15 protein-coding genes are annotated in these 17,009 nt (G+C 71.0%); 7 read left to right on the top strand and 8 right to left on the bottom strand.

The features are described from left to right. Positions 1 to 92: 92 nt before the first annotated feature. From ACFYP5_RS10735 to ACFYP5_RS10725, 3 genes are all read right to left on the bottom strand, one after another. A complete protein-coding gene (locus tag ACFYP5_RS10735) occupies positions 93 to 3,929 on the bottom strand; it encodes a S8 family serine peptidase (protein ID WP_389033356.1) in 3,837 nt (1,278 codons plus the stop codon). Positions 3,930 to 4,331: 402 nt separating this feature from the next. Then, complete coding sequence (locus ACFYP5_RS10730; RefSeq protein ID WP_389033353.1) at positions 4,332 to 5,063, bottom strand: flavodoxin family protein; 732 nt, start codon at positions 5,061 to 5,063, stop codon at positions 4,332 to 4,334. A 469-nt stretch (positions 5,064 to 5,532) separates the two neighbouring features. Then, a complete protein-coding gene (locus ACFYP5_RS10725) occupies positions 5,533 to 5,988 on the bottom strand; it encodes an SRPBCC family protein (RefSeq protein ID WP_389033351.1) in 456 nt (151 codons plus the stop codon). 342 nt (positions 5,989 to 6,330) lie between these two features. Here ACFYP5_RS10725 and ACFYP5_RS10720 point away from each other — a divergent pair, with 342 nt between their 5' ends. The 3 genes from ACFYP5_RS10720 to ACFYP5_RS10710 are packed head-to-tail and all read left to right on the top strand — an operon-like array spanning position 6,331 to position 8,632. Further along, positions 6,331 to 7,008: an ABC transporter permease gene (locus tag ACFYP5_RS10720; protein WP_389033348.1), complete on the top strand. Its 678-nt coding sequence runs from the start codon at positions 6,331 to 6,333 to the stop codon at positions 7,006 to 7,008. Next, the gene (locus tag ACFYP5_RS10715; RefSeq protein WP_389033345.1) at positions 7,005 to 7,682 is read left to right on the top strand and encodes an ABC transporter permease; all 678 of its coding nucleotides are present in this window, start codon (positions 7,005 to 7,007) and stop codon (positions 7,680 to 7,682) included. Before ACFYP5_RS10720 ends, ACFYP5_RS10715 begins: the two co-directional genes overlap by 4 nt. Beyond that, on the top strand, positions 7,679 to 8,632 hold the full coding sequence (locus tag ACFYP5_RS10710; protein ID WP_389033342.1) for an ABC transporter substrate-binding protein: 954 nt from the start codon (positions 7,679 to 7,681) through the stop codon (positions 8,630 to 8,632). Before ACFYP5_RS10715 ends, ACFYP5_RS10710 begins: the two co-directional genes overlap by 4 nt. A gap of 77 nt (positions 8,633 to 8,709) precedes the next feature. On the opposite strand, the gene ACFYP5_RS10705 is transcribed toward ACFYP5_RS10710, so the two are convergent. Continuing rightward, a complete protein-coding gene (locus ACFYP5_RS10705) occupies positions 8,710 to 9,873 on the bottom strand; it encodes a betaine/proline/choline family ABC transporter ATP-binding protein (protein WP_389033339.1) in 1,164 nt (387 codons plus the stop codon). A 106-nt stretch (positions 9,874 to 9,979) separates the two neighbouring features. Between ACFYP5_RS10705 and ACFYP5_RS10700 the strand changes: the two genes are divergently transcribed. Beyond that, positions 9,980 to 11,275, top strand: a complete 1,296-nt coding sequence (locus ACFYP5_RS10700; protein ID WP_389033336.1) for an alpha/beta fold hydrolase — start codon at positions 9,980 to 9,982, stop codon at positions 11,273 to 11,275. A 76-nt stretch (positions 11,276 to 11,351) separates the two neighbouring features. Here the strand turns inward: ACFYP5_RS10700 and ACFYP5_RS10695 are convergent, their stop codons facing one another. Next, positions 11,352 to 11,924: a rhodanese-like domain-containing protein gene (locus ACFYP5_RS10695; protein ID WP_389033333.1), complete on the bottom strand. Its 573-nt coding sequence runs from the start codon at positions 11,922 to 11,924 to the stop codon at positions 11,352 to 11,354. Between the two features lie 77 nt (positions 11,925 to 12,001). Between ACFYP5_RS10695 and ACFYP5_RS10690 the strand changes: the two genes are divergently transcribed. Beyond that, on the top strand, positions 12,002 to 12,280 hold the full coding sequence (locus tag ACFYP5_RS10690) for a metal-sensitive transcriptional regulator (RefSeq protein ID WP_355761728.1): 279 nt from the start codon (positions 12,002 to 12,004) through the stop codon (positions 12,278 to 12,280). Positions 12,281 to 12,318: 38 nt separating this feature from the next. On the opposite strand, the gene ACFYP5_RS10685 is transcribed toward ACFYP5_RS10690, so the two are convergent. From ACFYP5_RS10685 to ACFYP5_RS10675, 3 genes are read right to left on the bottom strand one after another with little or no spacing between them, the layout of a single operon-like run. Beyond that, positions 12,319 to 13,101: a sulfite exporter TauE/SafE family protein gene (locus ACFYP5_RS10685; protein ID WP_389033330.1), complete on the bottom strand. Its 783-nt coding sequence runs from the start codon at positions 13,099 to 13,101 to the stop codon at positions 12,319 to 12,321. Further along, complete coding sequence (locus ACFYP5_RS10680; RefSeq protein WP_389034418.1) at positions 13,098 to 13,457, bottom strand: rhodanese-like domain-containing protein; 360 nt, start codon at positions 13,455 to 13,457, stop codon at positions 13,098 to 13,100. Before ACFYP5_RS10680 ends, ACFYP5_RS10685 begins: the two co-directional genes overlap by 4 nt. Positions 13,458 to 13,510: 53 nt before the next feature. Next, entirely contained in the window at positions 13,511 to 14,923 is a 1,413-nt protein-coding gene (locus ACFYP5_RS10675; RefSeq protein ID WP_389033328.1) for a rhodanese-like domain-containing protein, read from the bottom strand. Between the two features lie 449 nt (positions 14,924 to 15,372). Between ACFYP5_RS10675 and ACFYP5_RS10670 the strand changes: the two genes are divergently transcribed. After that, positions 15,373 to 16,197, top strand: coding sequence for an LLM class F420-dependent oxidoreductase (locus ACFYP5_RS10670; protein ID WP_389033325.1), 825 nt, complete (start codon positions 15,373 to 15,375; stop codon positions 16,195 to 16,197). 93 nt (positions 16,198 to 16,290) lie between these two features. Next, complete coding sequence (locus ACFYP5_RS10665) at positions 16,291 to 16,719, top strand: TIGR03668 family PPOX class F420-dependent oxidoreductase (RefSeq protein WP_389033322.1); 429 nt, start codon at positions 16,291 to 16,293, stop codon at positions 16,717 to 16,719. Positions 16,720 to 17,009: the final 290 nt, after the last annotated feature.

The following is a 17,009-nucleotide window of genomic DNA, read 5'->3' as shown; positions in this document are numbered from 1 at the left end:
GCCGGGACATGGCACGGCGGGTGCCAGGGCTCACACCCCCTGGCACCCGCCGCGATTCAGCCGGTCAGCTCCGCGCTACCGCTCCGGGCACCTCAAGCGGTGCCGCGCTGCAGGTACGCGCGGTCCACCGTCTGCCGGACGGAGTTGCCGGCCGCGTCCTTCGCGGTCACGCGCAGCGTCACGTACGCGTCGCCGTGCACCCGGTCCGGCCGCTCCACGACGGCGGTGAAGCCGCTGCCCTTACGGGCCGTGGTGGCAGTGGTCCAGGTCCGTCCGTCGTCGTAGGACGTCTCGACCTTCAGTGTCACGCCGCGCGGCGCCGCCATGCCGTCCTGCATCCGGACGTCCAGGCCGAGAGTGTGCCTGCGTTGCGGGCCCACCGCGTTCCGGACGTCGACCGGCACGGTGTAGTCGACCTGGAGCATCGGCAGCAGGGCCGTGCGGGCTGCCGTGTCGGAGCGGAACGTCCACGACGTTCGCGTCCCGGTGCCGAAGTTCCAGTCGTCCGAGGTACGGGCGGTCGTCAGGTCCATCCGGTATTCGGCGTCGCCCGAGGGCACTTCGAAGCTGCCCCACGCGCCCTGGTCGGACTCGGCGATCCGCTTCCCGTTCCGGTACAGCGCCGCCGTGGCCGTGTCGCTCACCGCGGCCGCCGTGACGCCGGTGCCGACGCCGCCACCGAGGGAGTCGGCCTCCGCGAACGACCAGTGGCCGGCGCCGGAGTCGTTGAACTCCGGCACGTACACCGACAGGGTGTCACCGTTGCGCACCGACGGCAGTTGCCCGCCACGCGGGATCGACGGGCGGACCACCGCTCCGAACCAGCGCTCCGTGGCGCGCTCGCCCGGCCGGTAGGTACGGGTGTCGTCGTGCATGCCGGCCGCCAGCGGGAAGTCGGGGACATCGATGACGTTGTGGTGCACGACGTGCTTCCACAGCGTGTCACCGCCGGTCACGTACTCGACGCGTTCCTGTCCCGCCGGAACGTAGCGTGTGTACTGGTTCCACGCGGTGTCCTGGTACGGCCGCCATCCGAATCGCTGCTCGCTCTCCCAGGACGCGGCACCGGTGCGGGCGTACGTGCTGCGGACCACCGCGCTCTCGCGCTCCGAGACGGTGTAGACCAGCCGCTTGGGGACGGAGCCCTTGGACACCTGCATCACGTCGTACAGGTACGGGCTGCGGACGGTGCCGGAGAACTCCACCGTCGTGGTCCGCTCCGTGGCGCGCTTGAGCAGCGCGGTGCCTTCCGCCGTGCCGGCGCGCATGGTGGGCACGGCCATCCGGTCACCGGTCGGGCTCCACCGCGTCCAGGGGTAGAAGCCGTCCTCCACGACCAGCATCAGTGCCTTGGCCCCGGCGTCCGCCGCGGCCTGCGCGAGCGCCCGGTCGTCGGAGAAGTCCCAGCGGACGACGGCCAGTTTGCCGCGTACGTGTGCGGCGCGAAGCTCGGCGCTCGTGCCCTTGCCGGCGTCCACGGCGGTCAGCCGTGCACCCTTGTCGCCGAAGGCCGGGGAGGTGTTCACGTAATACGGGGTGAAGCCCAGCGACGTGCCGGAGACCTTCGCCCGCAGCTGCGGGGCCACCATCTGCCAGCGCGAGGAGAACTCGAAGTCGCCGTCGGTGACTTGAGCGGTGGGGCTGACGTAGATCCGCTTGGCGATGTCGAAGAACATCACGCCCTGGATCAGGCCGTTGCCGTCGATCTTCCGGTACGTCTGGTAGCTGAGCACCCCGCGCTGCTCGGCGGGGCGGGGCGTGCGGATCTGCACCGGGGTGGTGTCGGCGGCGTTGAGCGTCACCGACATGTCCTTGGTGACCTTCACCTCCGGGTTGACCACCTCGCGCAGCTCCTGGCCGTCGGCCGCCCTGTCCAGGGTGCCGAAGCTGAGCTGGTAGGTGCCCTCCTCCACTTCGGCGACGGCAGGCTCCACGCTCGTGTAGTTCACGAAGCCGTCGGCGCCCCAGATCACCGGAGCGGCGCCGTCGATGACCTTGCCGTCACGGTCGCGGGCGACCACGGTGAGCTTGTGCACCGGTGCGTGCACGTTCAGGGACACAGTGGTGTGGGCGAGCACGGTGCCGTCGGCGGATGCGGCGGTGACGTAGCCGTAGTACTTGCCGCGGACGGCGTTCGCCGCGTCGGTGCGCAGCGGTACTTCGGCCGTGGCGCCGGGTGCCAGCTGCACCGTGTCGGAGCCGAGGGTGACCACGCCGCCGGCGAGGGCGCGCCCGGTGTTGGTGGCCAGGGTGGCGGCAAGGGAGAGCGTCACCGGCTTGTCGCCGGTGTTGGTGTAGCGGACGGTGCCGCCCTGCTGCTTCCCGCTGTCGTTGGTGTGGAGCGGGGCGAGGGTGACGCTGCCGGTGGCCGTGACAGGGCCCATGGCGGTGGCCAGGTCGATGCGGCCGCCGCCCTGTTCGGTCACCTTGGTGCCGGGCACCGTGTGCGCGGTGCTGATCAGGGCGTCCTTGAGTTGCTGGGCGCCCCAGTCGGGGTGCTGCTGGGCCAGCAGCGCGGCGGCGCCGGCGACATGCGGGGTCGCCATCGAAGTGCCTGACGCGGAGGTGTAGTTGGCGTCGACCGGGTCGCCCATGGTGGTGCCGGACGCGCGGGCGGCGACGATGCCGACGCCGGGGGCGGTCACGTCGGGCTTGACCGCCGCGTCGCCCAGGCGCGGGCCACGGCTCGAGAAGGAGGCGAGGGAGTCGTCGCGGTCGACGGCCCCGACGGTCAGCGCGGCGTCGGCCGCGCCCGGCGTCCCGACCGTGGACGGGCCCGGGCCGGCGTTGCCCGCGGCGACCACGAAGAGCGTGTCGGTGGACGCGGTCAAGGTGTTGACGGCCTGGCTCATCGGGTCGGTGCCGTCGGTCTCGGCGTCCGAACCGAGGCTCATGTTGACGACCTTGGCGTGCTGGGAGGCAGCCCACTCCATGCCGTCGATGACGGACGACTCCGAGCCGTAGCCGTCGTCGCCCAGTACCTTGCCGATCAGCAGGTCGGCGTGGGGCGCGACACCGCGGCGGGTGCCCGAGGACGCGGCGCCCGTGCCGCCGACGGTCGCGGCGACGTGCGTGCCGTGGCCGAAGTGGTCGTCCGTGCTCGGGCTGCCGGAGAAGTCTTTCGCCTCCGCGACGCGGCCGGCCAGGTCGGGGTGGTTCGCGTCGACACCGGTGTCGAGGATCGCCACCTTCACACCCTGGCCCTCGTACCCGGCCTTCCAGGCTGCGGGTGCGTTGATCTGCGCGGTGCTGCGGTCCAGTACGGCCTTCACCTTGCCGTCCAGCGAGACCCGCGGAGCGACTGCGGCGCGGGCGGCGTCCGACTTTCCGCCGGGGTTCAGTGTCTTCCAGAAGCGGCCCAGGTCGTCGTCGGCGACCCGCAGCGACCGCGCGTCGAGGCTTTCCAGCTTACGGGCAGTCGTCGCGGCCGCCTTGAACGCCACCAGCCGGTCAGCGGTCGCCGCGGCGGCCTTCGCCGCCTGCGAGCTGACCCTGGCGCCGACTTGTGACGGCTCCGAGGAGACGATCAGCGGAAGCGCGGAGGCGTGAGCCTCGTCGTAGCCATCGGCGATCAGGGTCGTCACGTCGAAGAGGCGGCGGTCCAGGGTGCCGGCGGACACCAACGGCTCGGCGTCGAACGGGATCACGGTCAGTGCCTTGTCATCCCCCTCCAGCGTCCGGAAGGGGACACGCTCGCGGCCGGCCCCTGGCTGCACCGACGCGGTGTGCCGTCCGCCGGGCAACGACGTCACGGTCACCCGGTCACCGGTCACCAGTCGTACGGTCGCGGAGTGAGCCCCCGGCACGGCGGTGGGACGAGTGGCGGTTCCGGTGGCGGCCTTCCCCGTGGTGGTGGCGGCGGCCGGCACGCCTCCGGCCACCAGCAACAGCCCTGCCGATATCGCCCCCGTCAGGCGTATCAATGTCATCAGAGAAAACCCTTTCGTACAGCTGGGGGTCACAACCTGTCCGAAAGAATCCACTGATGAAGCTGACGTGTCGCCGCCCTCGCGTGTCACAACTGCGACATGTCCCAACGGCGACACGCGCCGTCGGCGCGCGCGCCTGACCCACATGGGAACCCGGGTCCGGGTCGTTGGGGGCCGCGGCGATTCACGCAGACGCCGCAGCCCGTCCGGTGTGTTGTGACCTGCGAACCGCGAGCGAGCCACCGGCCGCTGCGGCTGACCGGCTCCAGCAGTCCGCGCACGTGGTCACGCGTCCGCCGTGGTTCGAAGGGTCAGCCGGCACGGAGACTCACGCTCCCGCCGTGAAACCCGCTACGGCCGCGGGCCCCTCGGATCGCCCCGGTCGCCTTTCCGGCTCCGCATTCAGCGGTGTTCGGGGTTCTCGAAGTCGAAGCGGCAGCCGGCGTCCCACTCCGAGCGCTGGTTCCCGTGCGCCGGAATACCACCCGCGTCCTTGAGCAGCCGCGCCAGGTGCAGCAGGTTCCATGTCATGAACGTGGTGTTGCGGTTGGTGAAGTCGTTCTGCGGGCCGCCCGAGCCCTTGTCCAGGTACGACGGTCCCGGACCTGCTTCCCCCACCCAGCCGGCGTCGGCCTGCGGAGGCACCGTGTACCCCAGGTGCTGCAGGCTGTAGAGCACGTTCATCGCGCAGTGCTTCGCACCGTCCTCGTTGCCAGTGATCAGACAACCCCCGGCCCGCCCGTAGTACGCGTACTGGCCCGCCTCGTTCAGGAGCGACGAACACGCGTACAATCGCTCGATCACCCGCTTCATGACAGACGAGTTGTCGCCCAGCCAGATCGGCCCGCACAGCACCAGGATGTCGGCGGCCATCACTTTCTCGTACAGCTCGGGCCAGGCGTCGGTCTCCCGGCCGTGCTCCCTCATGTCCGGCCACACGCCGGTGGCGATGTCGTGGTCGACGGCCCGGACCACCTCGGTGGTGACGCCGCGCCTCTCCATCACCGCGCGGCTCCGGTCGATCAGTCCCTCCGTGTTGCTGACTTCGGGCGAGCGCTTGAGCGTGCAGTTGATGTACATCGCGCGCAGACCGTCGTATCGGTACGCGTCATCGGCAGGGCCGGGTGACACCATGCGGGACTCCTGTGTACGTACGGGAGAACGTCAGACGTGACCCGGTCTACCGTCACCCACGGGCATCCCCGGCCATAGGCGCGCGGGTGTCCCCCCATACGCAGCAGGCGCACGAGGATTGGGCACGGGGACGCATCGCCGTGTGCACAAGGTGAGTGCGCGCACCCATGTGCCACCGTCCGCAGAGCGGTCGAGTCGCAACCGTGCCCGACGACGTGTGCGGGCCGATTCGACGCCGGGTCCGATTCCTCGTGGACCGACCTCAGCTGCGGACCGCTGGTGTTGCCGGCGCTGACGGTGGTGAGCCGGCTCCTCCCATGGGGACGGAGCCGGGCCGCCCGTCGTCCGGTCCTGGCCGTCCTCGCCCCCGCCGTGGTGATCTGCACTCACCGGTGCTCGTGGGGCGCGTCGACCGGAGGCGCTACGCCACAGGAGGTGAACGAGCCCGACGGGGCGGTGCACCGCCTGCTCAGCGGGCGATCGCAGCCTCGGCCGCCGCCTTGATCCGCTGTCCGAACGCGGGGGCGTCCTTGCGCGCGGCACCGGCGGCGAAGCCCACCAGGAGCTTGCCGATGCCGTGGCCCTCCAGGACGTTGAAGATCCGCACCTTGGTCGTTCCGTCGGCTGTGGCCTCGAGGTCGTAGCCGCCTTCGGCGGCGGTGACCAGGTTCTTCGAGAGCTCCTCCCAGCGGATGCGGGTGGGCGTCGTAAGCTCCTTGATCCGGAACTCCCGCCGGGTCGTCATGCCGGCGTCCTTGACCGTGCTCCGGAACACCGTTCCCACCGCCGTCGGCCCGGCCGGTGACTTCTCGATCCTCATCACACGTGGACTGAACTCCGGGTCGTGCTCGCCATCGGCGAGATAAGCGAAGACCTCGGCGATGGGCCGGTCGATCTCGACCGTGGCCTCGAACTGAGTGGCCATGACTTCTCCTCGTCACCCTGATCAGGTGCGCTCGGGCTGCGGGGGCGGTACGTGATCGCAGCCCGCGAAGGCGCGGGACGGCGATCATAAGTCCGCCGGGGGCGGACGGCAGGGCGGACAACATGCGACGGCGCTGCCCGTCATCCCCGGCAGGCGGGGCCGGGCTCCGAAGGCGCCCGGGTACGCCGCTGCCCGGTCGGCCTTGGCGCCACCGGAGCAGCCCGCGGGGCAGCCCGGTCCGACGGCATGCGATCACCGCGGGGTCCGCTCCGGTCGGCCGCGCCGTCCCCGAACAGTCGATCAAGTCGCGCGGCTCCCGCCTCGCCGCGTTCCAATGAACACGTGACCGCGCCACCCGACGACTGCCTCGCGCGCAACGACTGGCTCTGCGGTGCCTATCTGACGAGCCGTCGCGAGATCCTCCAGGACGCCGTCATCCAGCATCTCCAGCTGACCGCGGTCTCCGTGCTCGTCGGACTCCTCCTCGCCGTCCCGCTCGCTCTCGCCGCCCGGAGCTGGCGCTGGGCGGCCGGACCCGTGCTCGGCGTGACGACCATCCTCTACACCGTGCCGTCGCTCGCCATGTTCTCGCTGCTGCTGCCGGTCTACGGACTCTCCGCCTCGCTCGTCGTCGCGGGGCTCGTCCTCTACTCGCTCACCCTGCTGGTACGGAACATCCTCGCCGGACTGCGCGCCGTGCCCGAGGAGACCCGGCAGTCCGCCCGCGGCATGGGTTACGGGCCCATCCGTCTGCTCGTCGCCGTGGAGCTGCCACTCGCTCTCCCCGCCGCCATGGCCGGGCTGCGGATCGCCACCGTCTCCGTGGTCTCCCTGGTCACCGTCGGCGCGATCGTCGGCTACGGCGGTCTGGGCAATCTCATCTACTCCGGAATGGGCACCCACTTCAAGGCCGAGGTGCTCACCGCTTCCGTCCTCTGCGTCGTCATCGCCGTCTGCGCCGACCTGCTGCTGCTCGGCGTCCAGCGGCTGCTGACCCCATGGACCCGGAGGCAGCCGTGAAGACCCTCTCCGACACCTGGTCCTGGCTCACCAGTGCCAGCCACTGGTCCGGAGACAACGGCATCTGGCACCGGCTCGAACAGCATCTGCTCCTCACGGTCGTCTGTCTGCTGATCGGCTGTCTCATCGCGCTGCCGGTGGCCCTGGTCCTCGGTCATCTCGGCAAGGGCGGCGCGCTCGCCGTCAACATCTCCAACGTCGGGCGGGCCGTCCCCACCCTCGCCGTCCTCGTTCTGCTGCTGCTCACCCCGATCGGCAGGTACGGCGAGGGGCCGACCGTCGTCGCCCTGGTGCTCTTCGCCGTCCCACCGCTGCTCACCAACGCGTACGTGGGGATGCGGGAGGTCGACCGCGATGTCGTACAGGCCGCCCGCGGCATGGGGATGACGGGCCGCCAACTGCTGCTGCGCGTCGAGGTGCCGCTCGCACTGCCGCTCATCCTGACCGGCGTACGGGTCGCGGCCCTCCAGCTCGTCGCGACCGCCACCCTTGCCGCGCTGGCGGGCGGTGGGGGACTCGGCCGGATCATCACCGCGGGCTTCGGCCTCGCCTCCACGCCGCAGGTGGTCGCCGGAGCGATCCTCGTCGCAGTCTTCGCTCTGGTCGTAGAAGGGGTGTTCGAGATCGGGCAGTGGTTCGCCCCCGCCTGGGTGCGCGGCGAGGACACCGGATGAAGGCCTGCCGGACCGTCCACTTAGTCCTGACGCTGCTGCTGACGGGGACCGCGTGCACCACCGGGCCCGCCCTGGAGAACCGGAGAGACATCACCGCCCCGCCGGGCGACAGCAGACACCTCACCATCGGCTCCGCGGGCTTCACCGAGAGCGATCTACTCGCCGAGATGTACGCGCTGCTGCTCGAACGGGGCGGCTACTCCACGCAGGTCGTCTCTGTCACCGGCCGGGAGCTCTACGAACCGGCGCTGGAGAGCGGCCGGATCGACGTCGTACCGGAGTACGCCGCCACCTTCGCCGACTGGCTGAACGCCAAGAAGAACGGCGCCGAGGCCGACCCTGTCGGCTCGCCCGACCTCGACACCACCATGAAGGCCCTGCGCGGCCTGGTCGCCCCCCGCGGCCTCACCGTCCTGGACCCAGGACGCGCCGTCGCCCAGAAAGTGTTCGCCGTCGCCGCCCCGTACGCGGCGAGGCACCGACTCAAGACCCTCAGCGACCTCGGCAGGTCCGGGCTGCCGGTGCGGCTCGCCGCGGGCGACGAATGCGTACAACGGCCTCACTGCACAACCAGGCTGCAGAAGACGTACGGCATCGACATCACCGCCGTCGACCCCAAGGGTGTCGGCACCACCCAGGCGAAACAGGCCGTGCAGAGCGGTCGGGACCAGATGGTTCTGACCACCGCCACCGACGCCACCCTCGACGACTTCGGGCTCGTGCTGCTCGCCGACGACAAACACCTTCAGAACGCCGATTACCTCGTCCCCGTCGTCAGCCGGTCGGGGGCCGGCAACACCGGGGTACGCGACGCACTGGACCGGCTCAACATTGTGCTGACGACCTCCGACCTGGCCCGCATGAACGAACAGGTGGACAGCTGGCGACGGCTGCCGGAGGACGTCGCACGGAACTACCTGGAGTCCAAGCAGTTCCTTGTGGGCGGCTGAAGCTTCAGGGGAGCGATGGTGGGCGGCCGAATGCGGGCCTGGGCAGATCCTCCTCGATGTCGCTGTGCCCTGCCCTTCTACACGTCCGCCACCGAGTCGAACCGCACCTTGTCGCGTCCCACTCCTCGCGCGTCCGCGTCCACCGACCGACGCAGCGCCTCATGGAGCTTCGCCGGAGTCAGTACGCCGAGGAAGCGCGCACCGTCCAGCACCGCCACCCACCCGGCGTCCTGCTGGAGCATCTCGCTGAATGCCTGCTTCAGCGAGGCACCGACCGGTACCCACGCGTCCATGCGGCGGGCCAGGTCCCCGACCGTTCCGTGTTCCCCGGCGGTCTGGAGCGCGTCCGCCGACACCCAGCCGTGCAGCTCGCCCGCGCTGTTGAGCACGACCGCCCAGCGGGCGTCCGCGCCGTTCAGCCGGGCCGCCGCGGTCCGGGCGGGTTCGTCGAGCCGCGCGACCGGCGGTTCCTCCAGGTCGTCCGGCTCGATCGTCGTGACCGACAGCCGCTTCAGCCCCCGGTCCGCGCCGACGAACCGGGCCACGTAGGGAGTTGCGGGCGTGCCGAGCACGGCCGCCGGCCTGTCGAACTGCTCGATGCGCCCCTCCCTGTACACGGCGATCCGGTCGCCCATCCGGACCGCCTCCTCGATGTCATGGGTCACCATCAGGACCGTTTTCCTGACCGCCGCCTGCAGACTCAGGAACTCGTCCTGCAGTCGCTCGCGCACCACCGGGTCGACCGCGCCGAACGGTTCGTCCATCAGCAGAACCGGCGGGTCGGCTGCCAGCGCCCGTGCGACGCCCACCCGCCGGCGCTGGCCGCCGGAGAGCTGGGCAGGGTAGCGGGACCCGTACGTCCTCGGGTCCAGTCCCACCAGGTCCAGCAGCTCGGCCGCCCGCTCCCGTGCCCGGGCCCGCTTCCAGCCGGCCAATGAAGCGACGGTCGCCGTGTTGTCGAGGACGGTCCGGTGCGGGAAGAGCCCGACCTGCTGGATGACATAGCCGATCCGGCGGCGCAGCTTCACCGGGTCGACCTGCGCGATGTCCTCGCCGTCGACCAGGATCCTGCCCGAGGTCGGCTCGATCAGCCGGTTCACCATCATCATCGTGGTCGTCTTGCCGCAGCCGGACGGTCCGACCAGCGTGACGAGTTCCCCCTCGCCCACCTCGAAGGACAGCCCGTCGACCGCGGTCGTGCCGTCCGGATAGACCTTGCCGACCTGCTCGAACCGGATCATGACTGCACGCTAGGAGCGCCCCGCGCGCGGCGCACACGGGCCGGGACTGTCCGGGTCACGGCCGTGTGCTGAACTGTCCGTGAAACATCTGATACAGGAGCATCTCTTGAGCAGTTACCGGCAGCCCGGCGTCGTTCTCACCGACCGTCATTTCACGGTTCCTCTCGATCACACCGATCCGGGCGGTGAGCAGATCGAGCTCTTCGGCCGGGAAGCCGTCGCCGGTGGCAAGGCCGACGAAGAGCTGCCGTGGCTGGTCTATCTGGAGGGCGGACCCGGCTTCGGTGCCCGCCGTTTCGTCGGTACGGAGGCGTGGCTGGGGCGGGCGGTGGAGGAGTTCCGCGTACTGCTCCTCGACCAGCGCGGCACCGGCCTTTCCACCCCCGCCAACCGGCAGACGCTGCCGCTGCGCGGCGGCCCGCGCGAGCAGGCCGACTATCTCGCCCACTTCCGCTCCGACAACATCGTGCGCGACTGCGAGCTGATCCGGCCGCAGCTGACCGGCGGCGCCCCGTGGACCGTGCTCGGCCAGTCGTTCGGCGGCTTCTGCGCGGTCCACTACCTGTCGGCCGCCCCCGAGGGGCTCAAGGCTGTCCTGATCACCGGCGGGCTGCCCTCGCTCGATGCCCACGCGGACGACGTGTACCGCGCCGCGTACCCGCGGATCGAGCGCAAGGTCGCCGCCCACTACGACCGCTATCCGCAGGACGTCGAGCGCGTCCGCGAGATCGCCGCGTACCTTGCTGAGCACCGCCCGGAGAGCGCCGGACACCGCCTCACGCCCGAGGGGTTCCAGTCCCTGGGCATCATGCTCGGCAGCGGCAACGGCAGCCACCAGCTGCACTACCTGCTGGAGAACGCCTTCGTCCGCACGCCCCTGGGTATCGAGCTCTCCGACACGTTCCAGGAAGCCGTGCGCACCGCCAACTCGTTCGCGGGCCACCCTCTGTACGCCCTGATGCACGAGGCGATCTACGGCCAGGGCAAGCAGCCCACCGGCTGGGCCGCCGAGCGGGTCCGCGCAGAATTCCCCCAGTTCGACGTCGCCACCGCCCTGGCGGGCAACGGGCCGGTGCTCCTCACCGGCGAGACCATCCACCCCTGGCACTTCGACGTCGACCCGGCGCTGCGCCCGCTGCGCGAGACCGCCGAACTGCTCGCCTCCCGTACCGACTGGCCCGAGCTGTACGACGCCGAGCGCCTCGCCGCCAATCAGGTGCCGGTCGCCGCGGCCGTCTACCACGACGACATGTACGTCGACACGGAGCACGCGCTGCGCACCGCCGCGACGATCCGCGGACTGCGCACCTGGGTGACGAACGAGTTCGAGCACGACGGTCTGCGCGCCGGGGGACCGCGGGTGCTGGACCGGCTGCTGGCCCTCGTCCGGGACGACGTCTGACCTGCTTGCACACGGCAGGAGCCGGTCACGCGGGTGGCGTGACCGGCTCCTGCCGTACGGGCACTTCCGTACCGCTTCAGTTCTGCAGTGCGTCCAGAGTGGCGTCGAAGTCCGCCGCCGAGCGCGGGGCCCGGTTGTGCGGCAGCTTCGACAGGACGGCGGCCATCCCGCAGGTGTTGGTCACCGCGGAGAAGACCAGACCGGAGCCGACCCCGGCCGACAGCCAGCGTGCGGCCGGGAAGCGCCGGCCCGCGAGCAGACCGGCCACCACGAGCGAACCGGCGGCGAACCGGACCTGACGCTCCATCGGCCAGGTGGCCCGGGCGCCGGCGGGGCGGTCCAGGCCGTGGCCCTCGCCCTCCCACGCTGTCGTGCCGCCCGACAGCGTGACGGCGTCGATGTCCGCCGCGGAGAGAACGTCGCAGGCGCGGGTGGAACGGACGCCGGAGGCGCACACCATGAGCAGGGAGCCGCGGGCCGACGCCGCCTTCAGGGCGGGAAGCGCCTCGTCGAGACGGTCCAGCGGAATGTTCAGCGCGCCCGGCACGTGCCCGGAGGCGTACTCGCCCGGGGCGCGCACGTCGATGACGGTGAATTCGGCGATCCGGGCTGCGGCCTGGTTAGGGGAGAGGGAGGCGGGGCTGGTCACGAGGGATGCTTCCTTTCGTCGCCGGGGCGTACCCCGGACAGGCTAGAATACCCCTTGGGGTATTTGAAGGAGGATGTGTGGAACTTGACATGGCGGCCGACGAACTGAAATCGGTCCTCAATCGCCTTCGCCGCGCTCAGGGCCAGCTTGCCGCGATCATCAGGATGATCGAGGAAGGCCGGGACTGCGAGGACGTCATCACCCAGATGGCAGCAGTTTCGCGCGCGCTCGACCGGGCGGGTTTCGCAATCATCGCGACGGGCCTTCAGCACTGCATGGCCGACGACAGCGCCGAACCGGCCGACCGGAACCAGATGCGTGCCCGGCTGGAGAAGCTGTTCCTCTCGCTCGCCTGAGACCGGATGCCGATCCGCTGCCGACGGCGTGGCATCGCTCAGACGATGGCATCGACCAGCATGAAGAGGGCGACGGCGAGCAGCGATACGCCGAAGATCCGCTGGAGTGCGGGAGTGGACACCTTGGTGGCCAGACGCTTGCCGTCCCACGCCCCGAGGACCGCCGCCGCCGTGAACGGGGCGATCACCGCCCAGTCCAGCGAGGTGGGGGTGGTGAGCCGGCTGGCCAGGGCGGCCGTGGAGTTCACCGTGATGACGAGCAGGCTGGTACCGACCGCCGCCGACATGGGAACGGCGAGGACGGTGACCAGCGTGGGCACGGCGAGAAATCCGCCGCCGACCCCGAGGAACCCGGTCACGGAGCCGAGGCCGGCTCCGGCGCGGACGGCCCGCACGGCGCCCGTACGGTCTGCGAGGTCCGGGGTGGACGGTTCGGCCGAAGTCGCCTCGCACCGCGTGGGCCCCCGCGGTCGGATCATCCGCACCGCGGCCACGACCGCGAGCAACGCGAACGCCGCCGTGAGCACCGCCGCCGGAATCCGGACCGACAGCGCCCCGGACACCGCTGCCGGCACGATGCCCGCCACCGCGAAGAGTCCGCCGGTTCGCCAGCGGACGTGACCGTCCCGGGCATGCGCCACCAGCCCGGTCAGGGAGGTGGCTATGACGATGAGCAGAGCGGCGGTGGTGGCCGCGGCCGGGGTGAAGCCGAGCAGATAGATCAGTGCGGGCACGGCGAGGACACTGCCGCCGCCACCCAGCCCGCCCAGTGCCAGACCGACCAACGCACCGGCGACCAGGGCCAGGATCAGGGTGGTCATGCGACGGTGCCCGCCGCTCCGTGACGGTTCTGCACGGGCAGCCCCTCGGCCGCCCAGGCGGTCATGCCGCCGATGACGTCGACGGCGTCGGTGCCGCGTCCGGAGAGGATGCGGGCGGCCTGCCGGGAACGGTGCCCGGAACGGCAGATCACCACCACCGGGCGGCCCGATGCCGAAGCAGGCAGCGTCTGCCCGGCGGCCAGCCGGGAGAGCGGCACATGGACGGCGGCCGGAGCGTGTCCGGCGTTCCATTCAGGGGTTTCGCGTACGTCGAGCAGGACCGCCGCGCCGTCGGCGGTCCGCCGGCGGGCCTCGGCCGGGGTGACGCGACCCGGGCCGGGCCGGAAGAAGGACATCAGGGAAGGCATGGGGAAGTGCTCCAGAAATGTGGGACGGGGAGGTCCGGCGGTCAGGCGACGGCCGGCCCGGTGCCGGCCGTCCCGTCGGGGGCGCCGACTGCGGGAGCCGTGATCGTCAGGCCTGCGGCCTCAGCGGCGGCGAACCCGTCGTCGACGGCCACGACCTCACGGTCGGCGGCATCCAGCAGCGACGCGGCGATGGCCGCCCGCATCCCGCCCGCGCAGTGGACCCACACGCTGCCGACCGGCACGTCGTGCAGCCGCTTGGGCAACTCGTGCACCGGGATGTGCACCGACCCGGCGATGGCTCCGGCCCGGCGCTCGGAGTCCCTGCGGACATCAAGAATCACCAGGTGCTCGCCACGCTCGCGAGCCGCGGCCAGGCCCGCGAAGTCCGACCTGCGGAACGAGCGCAGCTCGTCCGTGGTGCGGACCCAGGTCTGCGGGTCGCCGGTCGCAACGGCCACCGGGCGGCCGATGCCCACCCGGGCCAGCTCGCGCTGGGCGTGCGCGACGTCGTCGGCGCTGTTCGCCAGCAGGGTGACCGGCCTGCCCCACGGGATCAGCCACGCCAGATATGTGGCGAGCAGGCCCTCGCCCTCGAAGTTGAACGAACCGGCGACATGCCCCTCGGCGAACGCCACCCTGCTGCGCAGATCCACCACCCATTCGCCCGCGGCCAGCCGCCGCGCGATCTGCTCGGCGTCGGCCCGGGTGGGCGGCGTCAGGTCGAGCGGATCGGGACCTGCGGCGTTGGCCGGGCCCATGTGCGCGTAGTAGGCGGGGACGTCGTCCAGTCCGGCGAGCAGCTCGGCGACGAATGTGTTCACATCCTTGACGAGCGCGTCGTTGCGGGCTCGCTCGGCACCGATCGTCGTGGTGTCCCCGTCGGCCTGCGCGGAGGAACAGAAGCTGCCGAAGCCGTGTGTCGGCAGCACGGGCACGGCGTCGTCGAGCTCGTCGGCGAGGCGGTGCGCGGAGGCGTGCTGGGCGCGGGCCAGCACAGGGGTGAGTCGGGGCTCCACCAGGTCGGGCCGCCCCACGCTGCCGATCAGCAGCGAACCACCGGTGAAGGCGGCCACCGGACGGCCGTCCTCCTCCAGCACGTACGAGGTGTGGTGCGGGGTGTGCCCGGGAGTGGCCATCGCGCGCAGCGTCAGGCTCTCGTCGACCGGGGCGGTGTCCCCGTCGGCGACCGGCACCCGGTCGAACGCCACCGGCGCGGCGGCCGGCACCAGGTATGAGGCCCCGGTGACACGCGCCAGCTCCAGGCCGCCGGTCACGTAGTCGTTGTGCAGATGTGTCTCCACGACCAGGGTGATCCGCACGCCGCGCCGTGCCGCTGCGGCGATGACCCGGTCGATGTCGCGGGGCGGGTCCACCACCAGGGCGGAGCGCCGCCCGCCTGCCAGGTAGCTGCGGTTGCCGAGGCCGGCGGTCTCCATGGTGTCGACGAAGAACACGGCGTGATTCCTTCCGTACGGGTTACCCCGGGGGGTATCTCTCATCGAGACTAGCACTTATACCCCGGGGGGTATTTCCGAGCTTGGGTGTGACGTGCGGAACGAGGGGCAGTCGTTGCGGACCCGGCACCGACGCGCGCGGGTCGCCCATGACGCGCCCGCCATCCGCGGCGAGGCGGCACCCATGCACCGGCCGGGGTGTGCGTACCCGCTGCGCGAGGAGGGGCATCAGGTGTGCCCCGCAGTCGGGGGCACTTCGCACTGCCGGCGTGCCGCGCGTACGGGTTCGAGCGCCGCGAACGCACGAGGCGTTCGTGCATTCGGGGAGCCGGGAACGCTGTTCCGCGATGGTTCTCCCGGGTGGTCATGGAAGCGGGAACCCCGCGGGCGGGTAGTCAACAGATCTGTGCCACCCGTCCTTCCCGCACTCAATCCTCGACGGAGTCACCGTGAAATTCGGGGTATCGACCTTCATCACCGACCAGGGCATCGGCCCGACCTCGCTCGGGGCCGCGCTCGAAGAGCGCTCCTTCGACTCGCTGTTCATCGCCGAGCACAGCCACATCCCGGCCGATCGTCAGACGCCCTACCCGGGTGGTGGTGAACTGCCGGAGATGTACTACCGCACCCTGGACCCCTTCGTGGCCCTGACCGCGATCGGCGTGGTGACCGAGCGGCTGCTGCTGGGCACCGGCATCGCGCTGATCCCGCAGCGGGACCCGATCATCACGGCGAAGGAAGTCGCTTCGCTCGATCTGATCTCCGGGGGGCGCATGATCCTCGGTATCGGTGTCGGCTGGAACCGCGAGGAGATGAGGAACCACGGCACGGATCCCTCGACCCGTGGCCGGCTCACCGACGAGCGGCTGCGCGCCATGCGAGAGCTGTGGACCGCGGAGAGAGCCGAGTTCCACGGTGAGTTCGTGAACTTCGATCCGGTCTTCGCATGGCCCAAACCCGTACAGCGCCCCCATCCGCCGATCTACGTCGGCGGCGGCGAGGGCGCGTTCCCGCGGGTGGCGCAGCTCGGAGACGCGTGGCTGGCCAACAGTGCGTCGCCGCAGGAGCTTGGTCCACAGATCGAGCGGCTGCGCGCACTTGCCGAACGAGAGGTGCCGGTGACGGTCTACGCGGCGTCCGACGACCCCGGCCAGATCGAGGGCTACATCGGTCTGGGCGTCGAGCGGCTGCTGCTCTACCTGCCGACGATGCCCGAGCGCGAGACGCTGGAGCACCTCGACCGGCTGGCCGAGGTGGCTGCCCGGTACAGCTGAGACGCCGGAGAAGACCGCGCCTCCGAAAGCGGGACGGATCCGGAAACCCCCGAACCGTCCGCCGTGATTGCCGCAACTGTCGTTAGGGGTGCGATGCCCGCTCTGACGAGCGCTGAGGCCCGGGAGAGATTCGCCGCGGCGCGCATCGCCCACCTGGCGACGATCGACGAGGCCTCCCGCCCGCACCTGGTGCCGGTGGTGTTCGCCCTGGACGGCGACACGGTCGTGCTGGCCGTCGACCACAAGCCGAAGCGGACGACGCGACTGAAACGCCTGGCCAACATCGCCGCCCACCCTTCGGTCTGTCTGCTCGCCGACCACTACGAGGAGGACTGGGACCGCCTGTGGTGGGTGCGGGCCGATGGCGAGGCCCGCGTGCTCCCGCCACCGGACGGTCTCCCCGAGGCCGCCCGCTGCGTCGACCTGCTCACGGCGAAATACCAGCAGTACGCCGACCGTCCTCCCGACGGGCCGGTGGTCGAAGTCTCGGTCCTGCGATGGAGCGGCTGGCGCGCGTCGTGAACGGGCCGCACACGTGGTCCGCCGCCCGCCGGGCGTTCGGTGACAACTTCGCCGGGGAGAGCGGTAGTTGGCCGACGCGTTGTTGGACAGCGTGTGCGGTGGGCCTCGCAACGGATCTGCCGAATCGAACACCTGTGTGATCTGCTCCGGCTCCTGGATGACGCCGACCGGGGCCGTCGTTGTGCCGCCGCGATTCCGCCGGCTGCTCCCGAGTCCCCGGCAGCCGCTCCGGCCTGCGAACCATGACCCGGCGGAGCGCGTATCGCCGCCCTCTCGCGAAGACAAAACAC

It is taken from the genome of Streptomyces sp. NPDC005262 (assembly GCF_042872425.1).
Taxonomy (GTDB): Bacteria; Actinomycetota; Actinomycetes; order Streptomycetales; family Streptomycetaceae; genus Streptomyces.
This window is presented reverse-complemented; position numbering and strand designations above follow the sequence as displayed.

Coding starts and splice junctions, on each gene's coding strand:
- ACFYP5_RS10730 (WP_389033353.1), bottom strand. CDS start 5,063: ATGGTGTCACCCGGCCCTGCCGATGACGCGTACCGATACGACGGTCTG.
- ACFYP5_RS10685 (WP_389033330.1), bottom strand. CDS start 13,101: ATGACCACCCTGATCCTGGCCCTGGTCGCCGGTGCGTTGGTCGGTCTG.
- ACFYP5_RS10735 (WP_389033356.1), bottom strand. CDS start 3,929: ATGACATTGATACGCCTGACGGGGGCGATATCGGCAGGGCTGTTGCTG.
- ACFYP5_RS10705 (WP_389033339.1), bottom strand. CDS start 9,873: ATGATCCGGTTCGAGCAGGTCGGCAAGGTCTATCCGGACGGCACGACC.
- ACFYP5_RS10680 (WP_389034418.1), bottom strand. CDS start 13,457: ATGTCCTTCTTCCGGCCCGGCCCGGGTCGCGTCACCCCGGCCGAGGCC.
- ACFYP5_RS10710 (WP_389033342.1), top strand. CDS start 7,679: ATGAAGGCCTGCCGGACCGTCCACTTAGTCCTGACGCTGCTGCTGACG.
- ACFYP5_RS10665 (WP_389033322.1), top strand. CDS start 16,291: ATGCCCGCTCTGACGAGCGCTGAGGCCCGGGAGAGATTCGCCGCGGCG.
- ACFYP5_RS10725 (WP_389033351.1), bottom strand. CDS start 5,988: ATGGCCACTCAGTTCGAGGCCACGGTCGAGATCGACCGGCCCATCGCC.